The following is a 20,570-nucleotide window of genomic DNA, read 5'->3' on the forward strand; positions in this document are numbered from 1 at the left end:
GTAAATCAATTTTTTTCAAACTAGGAGTTTCAGTCTTTGTTACCAATCCTCTTTTTGTTATTCATGGCAGCAATTTAGCGATATTTTTTCGTATGATTCGCTAGTTCTTTCATCTCTAAAGCATTCGTTAGAACATTGTCTGTAATTTTAGCACCACCAAGAATTCTTGCTAATTCTTGAACAACCTCTGTTTCGTCTAATTGACGTATATTTGTATTTGTTGAAATGCCATCGGTATTTTTTTCAATAATAAAATGTGTATCAGCCATTGCTGCAATCTGTGGTAAATGTGTAATACATAAAATTTGATGTTCACCAGCTAATAAACCTAATTTTTCTGATACTTTTTGAGCAGTTCTTCCACTGATACCAACATCTATTTCATCAAAAATTAATGTCTGAATATCATCTTTTTTAGCCATAACCGACTTGATGGCCAACATGATTCTTGACAATTCACCACCAGATGCAATTTTTGCAAGTGGTCTAATTGGTTCTCCTGGGTTAGTAGAAATCATAAATTCGGCTTCATCTAAACCATTAACCGTATAATTGTTAAGTTGTTTAATCTCTATCTCAAAATTCACATCCAAGAAATTTAAATCAATTAAAGCTGCTTTCATCTTTTCCGCTAATTGAGATGATGTTTTTCTACGAATAGAAGATAATATCTCACATTCTTTTCTTAACTTTTGTTCTGTTACATCTATTTTTTGTCTTAGATCCTGCAAATATTCATCATAAGCTTCGTATTTTTTCTTTTTTGAATCCAAATTTTTATAATAATTAAAAATCTCACCAATGCTATTTCCATACTTTGATTTTAAGTGATTTATCAGATTTAAACGATTTTCAACCTCTATAAAGCCTTCTAAACCATCACCAGAATCACTAAGATACTCTGAAACATCACGATTGAAGTCATTGAGTAACCCCTCAATATCAATTAATTGAGTTAAAAATCCATTTAACTGCAAATCATACTCAGATATCTTACTTAAAAATTTTACAGCTCGACTAACTAAATCAGCTGCACTATCTGAACTGTCTGATGTTTGCTTGTAAGCTCCTGATAAATTTTCATTAATTAAATTTGCATTGGATAATTTTTTATATTCTGCTTGTAAACTGATATCTTCATCCATCACAAGCTTCGCTTCTTCTATTTCATTCATCTCATATTCTAAGAAAGAAAGTTCTCTTAAACGTTTATCCTCATCAATCTCAGCATTATCATATTCTTCTTTTAATTTTTGATAAGAATGATATAATTCTTGGACTTTTTCTTTATGTACCGCTGCTTCTTCTTTTGCAAAACGGTCAATCATCTCTAAATGCTTATGTTTATATAATAAGGACTGATGTTCATGCTGTCCGTGGATATCAAGAAGCAAGGTAGCAATATCTTTTAACAATTGGGCGGTTACATTCTCCCCATTTAATTTGCAGATGCTCCTACCATTTGTCATAATCTTTCTAGAAATTAATATCTGACCATCTTCTGTTGGTAAATCGTTCTCCTCAAGAAGCTTTAATACTTCAGGACGATTCGTTACAAACACTAATTCTACCAATGCATATTCACAATTTTTTCGAATAATGTCTTTGGTTACTTTGCCGCCAAGTGCAACATTAATGGAATCAATTAAGATAGACTTACCAGCACCGGTTTCACCTGTTAATATATTCAAATGATCTTTAAAATAAACTTCGACCTCATCAATAATGGCAAAGTTCTTAACATGCAGACTTAGCAGCATAGTTCCCTCCTATAATTTTCAATCAAACATATGTTCGTTTTTTTCTTATTTTAGCACAACTTATCTACAAGTTCAATCCCTGATTTTTTAAAAATTAATATTCTCATATCAATAACATAAATCACTAATGCAGATACTAAAAAAGCTCTGCACCCAGTCATATGTTAATTCAATCATATGTACAGGAGGCGCAGAGCCAATATTATTTACTCATGATAAGGAAAAGTTTGTGTATCGTGCTTTTTCTTGTTCAGAATAAAATTATGAAATAAATATAGTATTACTTTTTTACTTTTGTCCAGTGTTTCCAATCTTCACGACATTGACCTTACATGCAATTCTTCTACCGTTTATTGTTGCGTAAACAGTGGTTGTTCCGATCTTTCTTCCTGTTACCAAACCGCTGCTATCAACAGTAGCAACATTTTGGTTATCGACATCCCAACGTACTTTCAGATTACTTTTGGAATCAATATCAATTCGAAGTCTTTCTGAACTATAGGTTTCTAGTTCAAGATTTGTCTTACTAAGACCAACGACATAAACTGTAATCGTTGCTTTTCGTCCTGATTCCGTCATTACTGTTATATTAGCTGTACCAACTTCCTTTGCAAGTATTCTACCTGTAGATTCATTTACACTTGCAACCACTGGGTTATCAGAACTCCAAGTATACGAATCCGTTGAGTTGTTAGGTACCATGGAGATACGGACTGTCTTTGTCTCACCTGGAGACATGATAACTTCCGATTCCTGAACTGTAATTCCTGTACTTGGCACTGGTGCTATAACTCGTACATAACAAATTGCTGATATACCACTACTATCGTCTGCTTTCGCAGTTACAATACAATTTCCTGGTTCTAATCCCGTAATAACACCATTTTTATTTACAATTGCTATTGCTTTATCACTAGAACTATAGAGTGGAGTTTTAAAGGTTGCATTACTTGGTTTTACAGTAGCTTTTAAATTATATGACTTACCTTGTACTAAAGTAATGTAGTTAGTATCAAGATCAATACTTGTTACCAAACGACTTACTCTGACAGTACAGGAAGCTTCTGCCCCAGAGCCATCTGTTGCATGAGCAGTAATCGTTGCTGTTCCAAGTTTCAATCCCTTTATCTTACCATTTTTATCAACCGTTACAATTGACTTATTACTAGTTGTCCAGCGAATTTCCTTGTTTGTTGCTCTTTCCCCTTCAATTGTCGCTACCAATTGAAATGTTTTTCCAAGTCCAAGTCTATAAGATGTCTTATTTAACTTAATTTGCGTAACGTATTCTTCTACCGTAACTGTACAATACTCCCTAAAGCCTCCGTCTACACTCTGCACCATAATGAGAGCTAAACCACCAGCTACACCAGTTACTTTACCCTTCTTATCTACTTTAGCAACTGAAGTATCTGAACTTGACCATATAACATCTTGGCTTACTTTACCTTCTGGCAATACCGTTGCTTCTAGTTCTAGTACACCACGTACACGTATTGTTTCTTTTTTACTACTTATCTTTATACCAGTTGTTGGTTGTACGACTGTTACAGCACAATAACCAGTAGAACCACTTTTGGTTTTTACCATGATGATACATTGTCCAGCACCTTTTGCTACAATCTTACCAGTATTGGAGACTGTTGCAATACTCTTATCACTAGATTCCCAAGTTAAATTCTTTTCTGTAGTATCTGCAGGAGTAAGAGTTGTCTGGAAATAATAATAATCACCAACATTTAAGACTAGCTTCGTAACATCTAATTTTACAGCAGTAGCGGTTCTACTAACGTTAATGATACAAGTAGCTAAATATCCTCCGTCCACTGTCTTAAGGATAATAGTTGTACTACCTACTGCTCTTGCTGTTACTAGACCTGTACCATCAACTGTCGCTACTGATGTATTAGTTGATATCCAAGTAACAGCTGCATTATAAGAATCTGCTGGTTTTACAGTATAAGTTAGTCGGAACGTTTCTCCAACAAACATGTCTTTTGTTTTATAATCAATAGAAACACCAGTAACTGCTTTCGTAACTGTTACATTACAGGTTGCTTGTACATTCGCATTGTTTGCAGATGTAACAATAATTGCAGCATTTCCGGTTTTCTTTAAGGTTACTTTACCATTTTGATCTACTGTAAGTACACTTTCATCAGAAGAACGCCAAACAATAGGCTCATCTTTTGCGGCTACTGGCTCAATTGTTGCAAATAATTTGAAACTTCCATTGGATAATGGTACTTTAACAGAAGTATCAGAGAGAATAATTTTTTCGATTGGTTGATATACTCGTACCAAACAAGAGCCTACTACAATATTATCTTTATTGATGGCACTTAGCACTGCCACTCCACCACCAACACCTTGAATGGTTGCAGATATATTTCCTGGATCAACGATTTTAAATACTTTCTCATCCGAACTTACCCAATGTAATTTTACATCATTAAGCTTTGGATCAACCGTCGCATTAACGGTAAGGTAATCGCCAATTCCAATCTTTGCTGTACTTGGATTTAGAGTAATTTTATTTACAGTTTGTATAACTTTAATTTTACATTGCAACTTCTTAGTAATACCATTAATAACTTGAGTTACAGTGATAACAGTATCACCTGCAGTTAGACCTTTTACCAAACCATCCTGATCTACGGAAGCAACTGCTGGATTACTGGATACCCATTTCGAAGGTTCTTTACTTGAAGAAGTTAGTGCAAGCTGAAGTGTGGAACCAGTATAGATAGTTGCTGATGTATAATTTAATCCAAGACCATCAAGTACCTTAACTTTTAACACTCTTGTTTGATAGTTAGGATCATCTTTAAATGGATTATCTGGTCTAGCAGTCATTGTAATTAAAACATCACCAGCATTCTTAGCTGTAACTACACCTTTCGCATCAACCGTTGCAATATTGTCGTCACTTGAGCTATAACCGTACCAATTTGATGCCTGCATATTAGAGTTACCATAAATATCATAAGTATCTCCAACATTCATAGTGATTTCATCATGGTTAAAGAACAAAGGAACCTTCAAAGTAAACTCCATTCTTTGAATTGTACCGTTTGTCTCTAAGTAGATGTCTGTTGGTCTTGCTGTGATAAAATAGGTACCAGCTTTTACATTCTTAAAAGAAACCGTGTTTCCAATCTCACTGATACTAACTTCCATCAAATCAGTTTTTCCAATTTGAAACTTTTCTCCAGTTATCGAATCTCCTTTATGAAATTCCCAAACTAAATTACTAGCTTTTACTGCATTGGTTTCTAACATAAAGTTTGGACTGGTTGCATTATACGTAAATGCACCACTCATTGCATCCGTAGTACCAGAAATCTTACCAGTCGGTGCTACAACAACCGGTAATTTAATAACATCGGTTACATTATTGTATTTTGTCATGGTCTCAATGGTAATCATAGAATAACCGGCACCAATTGCGGTAACGACACCATTTTGATCGACTGTTACAACATTGACATTACTGCTTTCAAAACGTAGTGACGGTGGTATTGAGGTTGTGACAGAACCACCTTCTGGAACATTAACATCAAAGTTATTTGCATAATTAGGATCATAACTAGTATATTTTACCTTTAATAAATACTTATTATAAGTCTTGTTAGTATTATCATATTTTAACTGTAGGCCATATTCACTACTAGTATTTAAAAATGTTGTTAAAAGACCAAACATACCGTCTTTTGATTGACCATCCGCCAACTTAAGCGGTACATGTACTGTACAGTCTATTCTATAAGTATAACCATCATATTTAACAATCGCACCAAGTTGAGAGTATCCAGGTCCTATTGCGACAATATCTGCATTATCTTTAGAACCATCAACACCAACCTTAGGTCTTACGTCGATAACAGTGCTATCGAATGATTTTAAATCCCAAGTTATTTCCGCAGCTGTCGGTAAAGATGATGAAGAGTGTCCAATCGTTAAATTCAGTGTCCCACTCTTTACCTCAATTAAAGCATTGTTGGTATAATTTTGTTGACCATCTTTAAAATATAGTATGCCGGTTGGCATAGTAACATCTGCTGCTTTCGCACTTTCCACCATTGGTGTAATAATAACTTCCCCTTCGGTATCTGTAATTGGAAATAAATTAAATACCATTACCATGCATAATAAAAAACAGGCAATTTTCCTTCTGCTTTTGAATCTCATTCTTCCATCCCTCCATTATATTTTCCACGCCAAGAGGTAACTTATCTAATGTACTACATCGCCACCTGTCTTGCTGTTTCCTAACTATGCTTCTTTTAGTACAATTTACCAGTCCTTTTTGACATTTGTGTGTCAATAACCGTGAAAAAGGTCTATTTTATATCATTTTTCTACAATAGAAACAAAATCTGTATATTATTACAGATATCTATTATAAAAGATAATATATCATCTAACCTTTTTCCTTTAAATTATATCGACATCTTTCGCTATTTACTTAGTTTATACATGAATTAATTTCAGGAAATGTTTAGTAATTTCGGATTAGAAAGATAAGGTATTTAGAAACGTTAAGGGGCATATCCTATCCATTATAAGAGTGACCGTTATGCTGTATTTTTAAATAGGCAATATTAAATCAGCATTAATATGTAAAGATTAAATTATGTAAATAAATGTATTTACTATCTTTAGTATTTACGTTATTATTTTATTAAGTTATTAGATATGAAAGGAGGTCTTCCTATGAGGTATAGGATCGTATATTTAATCTTGAGTATTATGTTTTTAATTACAACTATCAGCCTTGTAATAACTTATAGAAAATCATTATTTAGTGATGTAAATATAAATGGGGCAACAATTATTGATTTCAGAGTTACTAATGAGGTAAACACAGATAATTTAAAGGACATTATTCAAAAAATCACTAATATTAATAATGAAAATATTAAAATCAATCAAAAAGGTGAAATACTAACAATCACTTTTAGATATGTTGAAAATGAAACAGAAGAAATAATAGATACGTTTCATAAAGAATTCGGTAATTATCTAGCGTTCAAAGGGTATTCGAGTATCGAGAATTTAACTACATATTACGTTATGTATATCATTTACATTGCAATATCGTTATTTGTCTTACTTAATACTGGACTCATAATAAAAAATAGTATATCAATTTATAAAAACAGCAAGATTACTGTAATTAGCTAAAATCGATTTATTGAATATTAGGTTAAATCGATTTATTGAATATTAGATCAAAAATATTACGTTTAAGAAAGAGGTATATAATGATAACACTCTTTAATCGAAAGGAATTAATCATAACTTTTTCTATGCAAAAACAATCTGAACTAAGGCAAATATTAAATGATAATAACATTGATTACAGACTAAAGACTATAAATAGAAATAGCCCATCTGCACTTAATGATAGTAGGGCACGTACAGGTACATTAGGACAAGACTTAAATATAGCATATGAATACATCTTTTACGTTCACAAAAGAGATTATGATTTGGCCAAAACACTGTTATAAATGAATGCGCTTATGTTTGGCACACCAGAAACAGAATGTCAAGATTATATTACTACTATGTTAACTTTGATAAAAAGATTGAATGTTCATTTATCTTATAAATGTGTGGTATAATGCTATTAGTTTGTATACTTCTGTTGGATTCATGGAAACAGGGCATATAAAAGACGGCGAAATGGTTGCAAGATTTGAATTATAGAAGGAGGATTTCTAGATGAAGAAAGGAAAAATTATTTACCTAAATGGTGTATCCAGTGCAGGAAAAACAACTTTATCAAAAACCTTGCAAGAACGCTTAACAGAACCCTATTACTGGATGTCTATGGATACTTTTATGTACATGACACCTAAAAAATTCATCAACAACGATAGTGATGAAAATGAAGGAATTTGGCTACAATCCATCATTAATATGTATTACACCATCAAAATGTACTCTGACATGGGCTATAATACGATTGTTGATGATGTTTTTGTTGACGATTATTTGCCATCAAAAATGCTGGAAATACTTCATGATTATCCAGCTCTTTTTGTTCAAGTGACATGTCCACTAGAAGAACTACAGCGACGAGAAAAAGAACGTGGCGACCGTGATATTGGACTAGCAGAAAGTCAACTACCCGATTTATACCCTATAGACAAGACGTATGATATTACTGTTGATACTCACGCGAATACTACCGAAGAATGCGCAGAAAAAATTATCGCTCTACTAGATAATCCAGATAATTTCCAAGCGTTCAAAAAACTTAGGAAACAAAGTATAGCTCGCACTCTTATAAACTTTTAGTGTTAGAATAGCGCCCTGAAGTTTTTCTAACATTTCTTTCGCATACCGTAATTGTGTTTCCCCGTAAAAATCAATATCATGCGCTAAAAAGGATTACGGCATTTTACCACAATCCATAATAAGATAGTCATTTTAATATTATCTTTTAGTGTAAGTATTCTGTTTATTATTATCGCCTGAAAATAATTCTGTCAGTATACTTCCATCTACAGTCCATTTTGCGCTATTCAAGTTTGGAACAGTTGCCAAACTTGAAGAAGGAATACCTATTGTTCCAGTTATGTTGCTACTCCCAGTTGATGTTTTCCCTGCTTCACTTTTCATATCTCTTTCAAAATACAGTTGCATTTCACCATGGCGATAAATAGGATATATCGTCAATGTTATATCCATATCATTACAAGAATTGGCTCTGCTACAATGCCATGTACCAATAAACGTACTACTAATATCTTTACCAAATAATTCTATCAATTCCTCGCTATCTTCATATGGTTCAACAAATTCGTTTAGTTTACTTACAGCACTCGCAAAATTACCATCATAAGCATAATCAAGTGCTTCTTCATATATTATTTGATCTTTATCTTTCTTTGGCGTTGCAAAATCTGTAGATTCTTCTACTTGATTAGTAGATTGCTTTGAACAACTACATAAAACAATTATCATACAAATCCCCAACAACATTACATATATTTTTTTCATGCATTCTCCCTTAAAACAGTTATTTATTAATTACAATGCCACTGGTATTTCCTTTTCTATTATCTCAATAGGTATATTTTACCTCCTGATGTATAAGAAGTAAACCCGAATTTTTACTGTTGGTAAAAATATTGACTGGCACATTTACAAAAAGGAGTAAAAATTATACATAATAATTGTTTCTGCATTATTTCCTTATTATATATATCTGTTGATATAAGGTTGTTTTCTGTTAAGAATTGAATATATTCCGCTTGAGTTAGGTATTCTTTGTTGGATAATTCTAGCGATAATCTTTCTATTACTGTCATTGAGTGACCCCATGTTTACAATTTCTACAAACTCTATCTACTTTATTTGTCATAAATCCAGTAAGCATACTCCAATTACGCATAACCATGTCAAAATTAGACGAACCACATTTTGGACATTTAATTTCAAAATTTTTCATTTTCTCTGCTGACATACGAGGTAGACCTTCAACAATTTTTTTGAATCTGCAAGTCCTGCTCCTGTCAACTCTCTAAATAGAGTTATTGCTTTTACTAGTTGTCCTTGGCTATAAAGATATCGTATTTGCGATACATCATATTCTTGTCCATTATAAATATAGGTATCAAAAAAGTATGTTACTCTATTAATAAAATGAAATTGCTCCGTATGTCATAGCTGGCAACAATAAGTACACTAAAAAACCCTGTAAGTATTAATTTCATTAGATTTTTAATGATTTAATTACTCTTCCTAGTTATTATAAAACTTCTGCACATCATCCTCATCAAGAAGCTCTAAGGTACATTAATCTGGTAATAGAAGTTGAATTTTATTATATATCGATAAAAAAAGCTCTTTTTTATCACTTATATCAGAAGTAAACGATGTTAAGTTTCCGCTAGGGTTTTGAGCTTGTTCACTCAATCCTTGATAGGCGCTATACAGTAATAAGACTTCATTGTATAATTCTTTGAATTTTTCTGGTGGATTTTGCAAAGCTTTAATTTGATTATGTATAATGCTATCATTTTCAGCAACACTAGATACCAATTCTCTAAATTCTTCAATATCACTAATTGTCAATCCAAATCTTTTTAAATCATAACCATAACCATATATCATCACCCCATGTACATAGCGGTTCCAATCATCTTTATAGTCATCACCACTGTAAAGATAAGAAATATTTGTATTGAAATCATTTCTGGTATTGCTATTTTTAATGTTTTCATTCCAAACATTATAGACAACTCCTGTTATTTTTTCACACTTAGCAGCATACAAAAGTAAGGAATCATAGGCTGTTTTATAGTCTGTAAGATAACTCTCTTCTATTTTACGTTGTTCTTCTTTAAGCTTGTCATTTCTAATTTTAATTCCTATTAAAAATGAAATAGCCAATATAAGTATAAAGCCTAAAATAAAGTAAATTTGTTTACTTTTTACTACTTCAACTTTTTGAATGCTTTCATCCATTGGGAAACCACAATGTGGACACGCTTTAACTTTATCTGATATTTCCTTATTACACTCTGGACAATTTATTAATGCCATTTTTTTCTCCTTGTTCATATGTATTCTATTGCTTAATTATTATATTAGCCTTTTCCAATATATTCAAGTTTTAAATGTACTTTTATGGACACTCATTAAGCGAATTTTAACTTATAAAAAATATGACATAGACACTTATATTTCTGTATACACTAATATTTCTGTATGCTCTTATAACTTATATCCTCTATATCTTACATATTAAATTTTCTCTTTAAATAGTCAAACATCAATGCATTATTGTTTGTATACGCTTTAATTTTCCTCCTAGTTTTCTATTTTTTACAATTAAATATAAATTCTTTTAAACAATCCTCTAATAGCATAAAAATAACATACTCCTTTCTTGTTTCAGTTATGATATACAAGTATAAAAGTATGTTATTATTTTAATAAAATGAAATTGTTCCGTATGTCAAAACTGGATAAAAATAAGTAAATTTAAAATTTCTGAAATACTTGATTTTACTGGATTATCATCTTATTAATTACTCATCCCAGTTATGATAAACCTGCTGTACATCATCATCCTCATCTAGAAGATCCAAGGTACGATTTATGTTCTTTAAGTCCGTTTCATCAGAAAGTTCTACCCAAGTTTGAGGAATCATAGTTACTTCTGCTTGCATCATTGGTACTCCGGCTTTTTCTAACGTTTCACGTACTACGCTGAAATCATCTGGCTCAGTTAATACTTCAAAGCTATCATCTTCTTCATTAAAATCTGATGCTCCAGCATCAAGTGCAAGCATCATAAGATCATCGGATGCCATATCGCATTCTTCTTTATCGATGATAATCTGGCCTTTTTGATCAAACATATAAGAAACGCAACCTTGTGTTCCTACGCTACCATTACCTTTTGTAAATGCATTACGTACATTTGCTGCAGTACGATTCTTATTATCAGTTAACGCTTCTACAATAATTGCGGTACCACTTGGACCATAACCTTCATAAGTTACAAATTCATAGTTAACGGCATTACCTTCTCCAGCAGCCTTTTTAATGCTACGGTCGATGGTGTCATTTGGCATATTGTTTGCTTTCGCTTTTGCAACAATATCCTTTAACTTATTATTATTATTAGGGTCTGGACCACCTTCCTTAACGGCAACTGCAATCTCACGGCCAAGTCTTGTGAAGATTTTTCCTTTCGTAGCATCATTTTTCTCTTTTTTGTGCTTAATGTTTGCGAATTTTGAATGTCCTGACATGATTATACTCCTTTTATTTCTTTCTCGTATGTAGTTGGGAAACACCACAACTACAGCTGTCAAAGACAGCTTCTTTATAGCAATAGATTGCATTAATCTATTGGAATATCTTAATTACTGTAAATGAAATTACGCTAAGCGTATTCATGAAAAAAAGTTCGCTAAGCGCAATTTACGTATTTCTTATTTGTTACCGTTAATTAATTTTGACAACTTTTCCATTACAGAGATGGTATCTGGAACTGTACGAATTGCACACATAATTGTATCATCTCCTGCGATACAACCGACGATACCTTCAATATGAAGTGCATCTAGTGCTGCTGCTACCGCCATCGCCATACCAGAAACCGTCTTTACTATGATAATATTTTGTGCCATATCCATAGACACAAATCCATCTCTTAGAATTCGAATATATTTCTCTGACATACCAGATTCCTGGTTTGTAAGAACAATGTACTTCTGCTTGCCGTTATCAGTTGCTACCTTAGTAAGCTTTAATTCCCTGATATCTCTAGATATCGTTGCCTGGGTTACACGATAGCCGGCTTTTACAAGCAGATCTGCAAGCTCTTCTTGAGTTTCAATATTATGTTTGCTTATTAACTCAACAATTTTACTCTGTCTTCCTATCTTCAATCTTGTACCTCCCCAAAGTTTCTACTTATCTCCAAATTTTGTACGTAGTAAATGAAAGAAGCTATGGCCTTCCAAACGAACTAACTTCACTCTTTCCTTCGCTTTTTTAATAAGAATACGATCATTCGCCTGTAGTTCCATCGAAAAGCTTCCATCTACCGTGACAATCGCTTCCTCTTCCTGTGTTTTTTTACTCTCTCTTATCTGAATCTCTACTGTATCATCACTTGTTACAATAATACTTCTTGCATTTAGAGAATGTGGACAAATTGGAGTTATCATAATCATCTCTGCTTTCGGTGTTACAATCGGACCACCAGCAGATAAATTATATCCAGTGGAGCCAGTCGGCGTTGAGATAATTACCCCATCTCCTCGGTAATTCTGAACAACCTCACCATTAATAAAAATAGAAACACCAATAATTCTTGAGAAGCCACTCCTTGTAATCACAACATCATTGATTGCACTCACCTTATGACTACTTAAGCTCTGCCCCTCTTTAAAAACGGTAGCATCTATCATCATACGGCTTTCTATATTATATTGATTTAGAAACAGTTTTGAAAATGCCTGCTTCATTGTAAGAGTCTCAATCTCTGCTAAAAATCCTAATGTGCCTAGGTTTACCCCTAAAATTGGGATATCTAATTGTAACAAATCATGAGCTGCCTGTAGAATCGTTCCATCGCCGCCTAAGACGATAGCACACTCTACATCTTTGGGAATTCCGGAAACATCCGTATAGCTTCCTTCTAAGCAAGACTCTTCCGTCACATAAACAGTTTTTCCATTGGCTTCTAAAAACTCTAACATCGTTTGAGTAATCGTTAAATTTTCATCTTTATCTCTATTTGCAATAATGCAAAACTTTTTCATTTAACCACCATTCCTGCGCACACTAATAACGCATTTAGTTGAAAGAAATGCAATTTTCGCTGATTTTCGCACAAATTAAGTAAATGCTAGTTTCAATATAACATACCGTTATCACCTTGACAAGTGTTATAATGACTGATGAGCTCTTGATACAATCTCAGGAACACTTTGTAAGAGTGTGCTAATATCCTCTGACTGCGACTTTCTCATATGAAGTAAATATTCGATATTTCCTTCTGGACCACGAATAGGGGAATAGTCTAGGTGTATCAATACAAATCCTAGGGTATTCGCATAATTCATGACCATCTCAATAACTTCTTCATGAACCTTTGGCTCACGAACAACTCCCTTTTTCCCAACCTTTTCTCTTCCAGCCTCAAACTGTGGCTTAATTAAACAAACAATTTCTGCCCCATCTTTCATTAGCGCATGAACAGGTTCTAATACTTTCGTTAAGGAGATAAAGGCAACATCAATGGAGACAAAATCCACTTGTTCCTTGATGTCTTCCGGTGTTACGTGGCGGATGTTGGTTTTCTCCATGGAAATCACTCGCTCATCCTGCCTTAATTTCCAGGCAAGTTGATTGGTTCCAACATCTACGGCAAATACCTTTGTAGCACCGTTTTGTAGCATACAGTCCGTAAACCCACCAGTAGAAGAACCTACATCCATACATACCTTTCCCTCTAAGGAAAGTTGATGTTCTTCTATTGCTTTTTCTAATTTATAACCACCGCGACTTACATACTTCATCGCAGTACCTTTCACTTCAATCGAAACTTCTGGTTTAAACATGCTCCCAGCTTTATCTTCCTTTTGACCGTCAACATAAACATTCCCAGACATTATGATTGCTTTCGCTTTTTCTCTTGATTCTGCCAGATTTCTAGCTACCAGCAGAACATCCAGACGTTCTTTCATCTATAGCCTCCATGCTGCGACTATCTTTTAGGATCGGCTAATGGCTCAAGTTTGGCGCAGCACAAACTTGTTGAGTGAAAGATTAAAAATCTTTCACTCTTTACCTCATTTCTGCATCCCTCTTTGTCTACAAATTTTATCTACAATGGATTCTGCATCAAGCCCTAATTTTTCTTTTAAAAGCGTACGATCTCCATGCTCTACAAACATATTCGGTATGGAAATATTAAGGTGCTTTATTCCTTGATAATCATGCTCACATAAGAACACCGATACTTCTTCTCCAAATCCGCCGCGCTTAACATTCTCCTCCATCGTCACAAATAAAGTATGCGATTTCGTTAGTTGATGAAGCATCTCTTCATCCAATGGAGAGATAAATCTTGCATTAACTAAAGTTGCCTTAAGCCCAAGTTTATGCAAATGCTCCCTTACTAAAACAGCGGTTTCCACCATACTACCAATGGCAATAAGAGCGATTTCTTCTTCGGAAGCGATTAACTCACCCTTTCCATAGATTATTTCTTTTTTATGATCTTCTAACCCTAGATACGCTGTATTTTTTGGATATCTGATTGCAATCGGACCATCAAAATCAATACAATATTCTAACATCCGTTCAAATTCCCATGAATTCTTAGGTGCAATTACCGTAAGCCCTGGCATATGGGATAGATACGATAAATCAAACATACCTTGGTGAGTTTCTCCATCATTTCCTACAATTCCTGCGCGATCTAGTGCAAAAACAACTGGTAACTTACCAACGCATACATCATGAAGTATCTGATCATAAGCTCGCTGTAAAAATGTAGAGTATACAGCAACTACTGGTTTAAACCCTGCTGCTGCTAATCCTGCCGCAAAAGTTACGGCATGTTCTTCTGCAATTCCAACATCAAAAAATCGATTTGGGAATACATCTCCAAATGCGGTTAAACCAGTACCGTCTGGCATCGCAGCTGTTATTGCTACCACATCATTACGGACTTTAGCAAGCTCTATTAACTTCTTACCAAAGACTTCAGTATAAGAAACTTCGGAATTTATTTTAAGTTTTTTCCCTGTTTTAATATCAAATGGTTCTACACCATGATATTTGCTTGGCTCTTTTTCCGCAGGTTCGTATCCCTTTCCTTTTTTTGTTACCGTATGGATTAATACAGCACCATTCACTCTGGATGCAGACTTCAGTGCTGTTAACATTTGATTGATATTATGACCATCAATTGGCCCAATGTACGTCATTCCCATATCTTCAAATAACATTCCTGGAATAAACAGATGCTTTAGGGAATCTTTCGATTGTTTTAATGTTGTAACAATTGCATCGCCAACCTTCGGAATTTTCTTTAAGGCTGTCTCTAAGCCACCTTTAAAATCCATGTATCGGTAATTTGTCCTCGCCTTACCTAAATAGTTTGACATCCCACCAACATTTTCTGATATGGACATATTATTATCATTTAATACGATAATCATGTTTTCTTTTAATCGGCCAGCATTATTCAGTGCCTCAAATGCCATACCACCAGAAAGGGCCCCATCACCAATTACAGCAACCACTTTGCGCTGTTCCTCAGAAAGCTCCCTTGCCTTAACTAAACCTACTGCAACAGAAAGAGACGTAGAGCTATGTCCAGTGTCAAATGCATCACAATCGCTCTCCTTACGTTTTGGAAATCCACTCATTCCTTCATATTGACGTAATGTCTTAAAGTCATTCTTTCTTCCTGTTAATAATTTATGAACATATGCTTGATGGCCAACATCCCATACAAGCTTATCCTCTGGAAAATCCAAAAACAAGTGAAGCGCCATTGTAAGTTCAACAACACCTAAATTTGATGCAAGATGTCCTCCCGTTTTACTCACATTTGCGATTAAAAACCTTCTGATTTCTGCTGCCAGCTGGGTATACTTTTTTGCACTTATTTTTTTAATGTCATTTGGTTGATTTATTTCATCCAGTATCTTTGGCACTACTTCACCTTCTTTTCCTCTATTTTTCTCGATTCACTAGATAAGAAACTAATTCTGTTAAAAAACTATTTTCAAGCTTTAAGGCTTTCAATTCCTCCATAGCTTCTTTTGATAAACGCTCTACTTCTTTTTTACTATCTTCTATACCATAAAGGGTAACATACGTTGTTTTTTGATTTTTCTCATCACTATTGATTGGCTTCCCTAATACTTCCATCGTACTAGTTACATCTAAGATATCATCTTGAATCTGAAATGCTAAACCAACTTTTTTCGCAATCTTTGTAAAGCGAATAAGCTCCTCTTGATTCGCTCCCGAAAGTATTGCACCAATTAGAAAAGAAGCCTCTAAAAGGGCACCTGTCTTTAACTCATATATAAAAAGTAATTCTTCTTTCGAAAGGACGGAACCTGTGCGCTCCACATCAACGACTTGTCCACCAATCATACCATACATTCCAGATCTACTTGATAACATCTGATACGCTCGTGAAACTCGATCATAAAGGGTGATTGCATCTGTGCTATTCTCAATATCCTTTATGTTAGCAAATGCTTCTGCTACTAATTCAAATGCTCCATTTAATAAAGCATCTCCAGCTAATATCCCCATGTCCTCACCATATTTTGCATGGGTAGTAAGCTTACCACGGCGATACTCATCATTATCCATAGCAGGTAAATCATCATGTACAAGAGAATACGTATGAATCATTTCTAAAGCTACGGAAAACTTAGTAACAATGTCATCTAAGGTTTTAAACCAAGAAAAATCCGCATTCTCATTTATAATATCCAGTTGGGAAGCGCGCAAAGCTCCCCCTTTCTCTTGTTCTTTCAATGCTTGATAAGTTTCTAATAGAATAATTGGTCTTATTCTTTTTCCACCTGCTAACAAACTGTAGGAGAGCGCATCAAATATTGTTTTTTGCTGTCCTTGTTCCTTTGGAAGATATGCTGTCATCATCTGGGCAAACGTTTCCGCTTTTTGATGAAGCTTTTCTTCTATGTTAGTGTCCGCAATCATATATCTATCTCCCTACGAATATTTTTATTCGCCATCTTCTTCTAATATCATCAGCTGCTTCTCCACCTTATCGATGGATTCATTGCATTGTTTTAAAAGTTTCATTCCTTCTTGATATAAAACGAAGGACTCCTCTAAACTGATATCCTCTTTTTCTAAATTAGACAGGATATCATTCAATTGTTCTAATGATTTTTCTAAACCTTTTGATTTCCCCGCCATTTTAACCTCCAATAGCATGTTATGAAGTCATGCTACCTTTCTATCGATTCTACCCCTATTGTCTTTGCTTTAATCATTCCATCTGTTACAGCGATTGTTAGCTCGTCACCAGGCTTTGTTTTCGTAATACTATTTACCACCTTGCCAGAGCTATCTGATACATAGGAAAACCCGCTTTTTAACTTATCAAGCGGTGAGGCTGCTTTTAATCGTTCTATTTGAATATCCAGCAAATGTCGTTTATATCTTATTAATTCATTCATTCGCTGTCTTAACTTATTTTCTAAATCAATTGTATATTGTCGTTTTTGCCGCAGTGCATATACAGGGCTTAGATGCGTTAATTGTAACTGCTTTTTCTCAAGCTCTGATCTAGCCATCGTAATCTTTCTCATTACACACTGCACAAGGGAATAATGATAATCTACTAAATTCGATAATAAACTTTCAATCTCAGGTACTGCAAGCTCCGCTGCTGCAGACGGAGTTGGTGCTCTTAAATCGGACACAAAATCTGAAATTGTAATATCTGTTTCATGTCCTACAGCAGAGATAATTGGTATACTGCAATCAAAAATAGCGCGAGCAACCATTTCTTCATTAAAAGCCCACAAATCTTCAATAGAGCCACCGCCACGCCCAACAATAATGGTATCCACACCTTTGGCCTCAAGTGCCTTAATTCCGGCTACAATCGTTTTGGCAGCTCCCTCACCTTGTACTTTAGCAGGATATAATACTAATTGTACATAAGGGTTCCTTCTCTTACTTATGTTAATAATATCTTGAATTGCTGCACCAGTACTTGCTGTTACAATTCCTACTGTCCTTGGATATGGTACGAGTGTCTTCTTATGACTTGGATCAAATAGACCTTCCTCGTTAAGCTTACGTTTTAATAGTTCAAAGCGCTCGTATAAAAGCCCTAGACCATCCAGTTTAATTTCTTTTGCGTACAACTGGTATTTTCCATCGCGCTCATAAACACTGATGCTACCAAGGACGATAACACTTTGCCCTTCTTCCAAGCGAAAAGGAAGACCAGTTCGATAGCCCGCAAACAATACACACGCCATCTGACCCGTCTCATCCTTTAACGTAAAATAGATATGTCCAGACGTATGATACTTACAGTTCGATACTTCTCCCTTCATATAGATACGATTCAGGACATAGTCTTTTACAAACATATTTTTGATATAGTTATTTACTTGAGTTACGGAATATACCTGTTCCATATTAACACCATCCTACCGTAGGCAAAGTGAATCGCTTCTCAATTCACTATAAAGAAATTGATTTTTATTAATCAATTACCTTAGCCAAAATACCATTTACAAAACTTGCTGAGGAGTCTCCACCGTATTTTTTTGCAAGCTCAATGGCTTCGTTAATTGCAACTTTTACCGGCACCTCATCATCAAATCGTATCTCAAAGGTAGCAAGACGCATAATATTTAGGTCAACCTTACCCATACGATTTAATTTCCAACCACTGGAGGCGTTAGCAAGAATTGTATCAATTTCACCTAGTTTTTCATTGATTTTATCAAATCTCACATTCAAATATTCCTGCTGCTCCGGTGTAATACTCTCTAAGGAGTCAAAGTAAAATAAAACCTGTTCCTCAAGCTCTGTAGGCTCATGAAACTCCTTACGAAACAACATACGAAATAAATGTTCTCTAATCTCTCTTCTTGTCATCCTAACCTCCAACTTTTAAATACAATTTTAATTCTTAATCCTAAGACAAACGTTGAGGCTGCCACTTACACATAAGGTTATGTATTCATGACACCCTCACCGGTAAAATTCTTCCTTCATTATGAGTCAGTAAGCTGTCTTGCCTCAAATGTTATTGCTTATCATGCTCGATTTCTACACCAACTATGCGGATGTTAACATCGGAAACTGATAATCCAGTCATACTTTCAATCGCTGCTTTTACTTTATCTTGTACGGCAGCTGAAGTTTTAGGGATGCTATATCCGTATTTCATTGTTATCGATAATTCCACTGATACGGACTTCTCCATTAACTCTATCTTTACGCCCTTAGAAAGATTTTTCATTCCAAGCTTTCCAACAATTTCGTTGGTAAGATTACCGGTAAGTGTAGCAACACCTTCTACTTCGGTAGCTGCCAATCCTGCGATTGTTGCTACAACATCATCTGCAATCTTAACCTCGCCAATCTTACTTGACGACTCCATGTGATATGCATTGTTCTTTTGGAGTTCTTTATTCATTTTAATACCTCCTATATCTCATGCGTTTAACGCGTTCTTTTTTTACTTTCTGTTTCTATTATAGCAAACGAACTTAAATTTGCAAAGTGTTTTCTAACTATCTACATTATTTACGTAACTAGTTTGCTTATACAAAATGTGTGATATTCTATAAGTATCTCTAGGGGTGTTTTTTTATTTTATAGGTAATTACAATGCAATTTCAAAATTTTAAAAAGGCCTATTACCTTATCCATAACACGATAAGATAACAGGCTTAGTTAAAACCTATTAATTTCTAGCTTCTATCATTCTAGTCAACAACAACTGCTCCTACAACACTAATTTTATCAAGTGTGACACCTGTCTTTGTCATAACTACATCTTCAATAATAGCCATATCCTGTTCCGTTAAGTTTGGAGCATTTACTACAACATCAACATGACCGTCATTAATAGTTACAACGGAATCGCTAAATCCTTTTGCTTCAAGCTGTATTTCAGTTGCATTTTCTTTTTCTGAGATTGCTGTTAACTCAAGAACTCTATCTGTTGCGTCTTTCTTTTGATCAGCAGCGATATTCGGATTATCAATGAGTTTATATAGATCCTCTTTATTTCTAGCTCTACCCTGTTCTCTCTTTAACTTAGCATTTGCAAAAAAGCTCTTATCGATTACATTACTATTTGCTAATACAGCTTCCCCTGGATTTGTGCTTTGGTCGTCTTTTGCTGTACCATTTTCATTGGAAGCCTGTGCACTATTCTTATCGTTTTCTGCAAGTTCATCAGTAGCATCTTTATTAGCATCAGAAGCTGTCTTATTTTCATCCAAAATTAGATTTCCTTTGTCATCTACCGCAATCTTATCCATTTGATCATCAGCGATATCAGCATATTCATCTCCATTGCTATCTGCAAAGATATCATATCCAAGTGCATCGTTAGCCGAAGCTGCTACATCCTTAGCTGGATCTTTGGTACTGTCCTTGGCGAAGTTTAAGTATCCTGCCACTGCAATCATAATTGCAAGTGCAGTGATAATAATTTGATTTTTCTTAAAAATATTTTTCATGTATGTAACCTCCATTTCGCAATATTCTATGGAATTCCTTCACATTTAC

The 20,570-nt window shown here is 34.4% G+C and carries 17 protein-coding genes; 2 read left to right on the forward strand and 15 right to left on the reverse strand.

Annotation, left to right across the window (positions count from 1 at the left end; genetic code table 11):
- Window positions 1-74: 74 nt before the first annotated feature.
- The gene (gene recN, locus CPHY_RS12895; RefSeq protein ID WP_012200513.1) at window positions 75-1,760 is read right to left on the reverse strand and encodes a DNA repair protein RecN; all 1,686 of its coding nucleotides are present in this window, start codon (window positions 1,758-1,760) and stop codon (window positions 75-77) included.
- Between the two features lie 288 nt (window positions 1,761-2,048).
- Window positions 2,049-5,951: an Ig-like domain-containing protein gene (locus CPHY_RS20865; RefSeq protein WP_012200514.1), complete on the reverse strand. Its 3,903-nt coding sequence runs from the start codon at window positions 5,949-5,951 to the stop codon at window positions 2,049-2,051.
- A gap of 525 nt (window positions 5,952-6,476) precedes the next feature.
- Here CPHY_RS20865 and CPHY_RS12910 point away from each other — a divergent pair.
- Both CPHY_RS12910 and CPHY_RS12920 read left to right on the forward strand, forming a co-directional pair.
- Window positions 6,477-6,947, forward strand: a complete 471-nt coding sequence (locus CPHY_RS12910; protein WP_012200515.1) for a hypothetical protein — start codon at window positions 6,477-6,479, stop codon at window positions 6,945-6,947.
- Window positions 6,948-7,490: 543 nt separating this feature from the next.
- Window positions 7,491-8,069: a chloramphenicol phosphotransferase CPT family protein gene (locus CPHY_RS12920; protein ID WP_012200517.1), complete on the forward strand. Its 579-nt coding sequence runs from the start codon at window positions 7,491-7,493 to the stop codon at window positions 8,067-8,069.
- Window positions 8,070-8,207: 138 nt separating this feature from the next.
- Here the strand turns inward: CPHY_RS12920 and CPHY_RS12925 are convergent, their stop codons facing one another.
- From CPHY_RS12925 to CPHY_RS12990, 13 genes are all read right to left on the reverse strand, one after another.
- Complete coding sequence (locus tag CPHY_RS12925; RefSeq protein ID WP_012200518.1) at window positions 8,208-8,774, reverse strand: outer membrane protein assembly factor BamD; 567 nt, start codon at window positions 8,772-8,774, stop codon at window positions 8,208-8,210.
- 798 nt (window positions 8,775-9,572) lie between these two features.
- Complete coding sequence (locus CPHY_RS12935) at window positions 9,573-10,322, reverse strand: zinc-ribbon domain-containing protein (protein WP_012200520.1); 750 nt, start codon at window positions 10,320-10,322, stop codon at window positions 9,573-9,575.
- A 488-nt stretch (window positions 10,323-10,810) separates the two neighbouring features.
- On the reverse strand, window positions 10,811-11,539 hold the full coding sequence (locus tag CPHY_RS12940) for a YebC/PmpR family DNA-binding transcriptional regulator (RefSeq protein WP_012200521.1): 729 nt from the start codon (window positions 11,537-11,539) through the stop codon (window positions 10,811-10,813).
- Window positions 11,540-11,722: 183 nt separating this feature from the next.
- Window positions 11,723-12,181, reverse strand: a complete 459-nt coding sequence (gene argR, locus CPHY_RS12945) for an arginine repressor (protein ID WP_012200522.1) — start codon at window positions 12,179-12,181, stop codon at window positions 11,723-11,725.
- A gap of 21 nt (window positions 12,182-12,202) precedes the next feature.
- A complete protein-coding gene (locus CPHY_RS12950; protein WP_012200523.1) occupies window positions 12,203-13,060 on the reverse strand; it encodes an NAD(+)/NADH kinase in 858 nt (285 codons plus the stop codon).
- Between the two features lie 126 nt (window positions 13,061-13,186).
- Window positions 13,187-13,987, reverse strand: coding sequence for a TlyA family RNA methyltransferase (locus CPHY_RS12955; protein ID WP_012200524.1), 801 nt, complete (start codon window positions 13,985-13,987; stop codon window positions 13,187-13,189).
- Between the two features lie 105 nt (window positions 13,988-14,092).
- Complete coding sequence (dxs, locus tag CPHY_RS12960; protein WP_012200525.1) at window positions 14,093-15,970, reverse strand: 1-deoxy-D-xylulose-5-phosphate synthase; 1,878 nt, start codon at window positions 15,968-15,970, stop codon at window positions 14,093-14,095.
- Between the two features lie 19 nt (window positions 15,971-15,989).
- Window positions 15,990-16,997 (reverse strand): polyprenyl synthetase family protein, encoded by a 1,008-nt coding sequence (locus tag CPHY_RS12965; protein WP_012200526.1) that lies wholly within the window; start codon window positions 16,995-16,997, stop codon window positions 15,990-15,992.
- 24 nt (window positions 16,998-17,021) lie between these two features.
- Window positions 17,022-17,219, reverse strand: a complete 198-nt coding sequence (xseB, locus tag CPHY_RS12970) for an exodeoxyribonuclease VII small subunit (RefSeq protein WP_041703663.1) — start codon at window positions 17,217-17,219, stop codon at window positions 17,022-17,024.
- Between the two features lie 32 nt (window positions 17,220-17,251).
- Entirely contained in the window at window positions 17,252-18,457 is a 1,206-nt protein-coding gene (xseA, locus tag CPHY_RS12975; RefSeq protein ID WP_012200528.1) for an exodeoxyribonuclease VII large subunit, read from the reverse strand.
- Window positions 18,458-18,524: 67 nt separating this feature from the next.
- Window positions 18,525-18,923 (reverse strand): transcription antitermination factor NusB, encoded by a 399-nt coding sequence (nusB, locus tag CPHY_RS12980; protein WP_012200529.1) that lies wholly within the window; start codon window positions 18,921-18,923, stop codon window positions 18,525-18,527.
- 151 nt (window positions 18,924-19,074) lie between these two features.
- A complete protein-coding gene (locus CPHY_RS12985; RefSeq protein ID WP_012200530.1) occupies window positions 19,075-19,467 on the reverse strand; it encodes an Asp23/Gls24 family envelope stress response protein in 393 nt (130 codons plus the stop codon).
- A 292-nt stretch (window positions 19,468-19,759) separates the two neighbouring features.
- On the reverse strand, window positions 19,760-20,521 hold the full coding sequence (locus tag CPHY_RS12990) for a SpoIIIAH-like family protein (RefSeq protein ID WP_012200531.1): 762 nt from the start codon (window positions 20,519-20,521) through the stop codon (window positions 19,760-19,762).
- Window positions 20,522-20,570 lie beyond the last annotated feature (49 nt).

It is taken from the genome of Lachnoclostridium phytofermentans ISDg (assembly GCF_000018685.1).
GTDB classification, from domain to species: Bacteria; Bacillota; Clostridia; order Lachnospirales; family Lachnospiraceae; genus Lachnoclostridium; species Lachnoclostridium phytofermentans.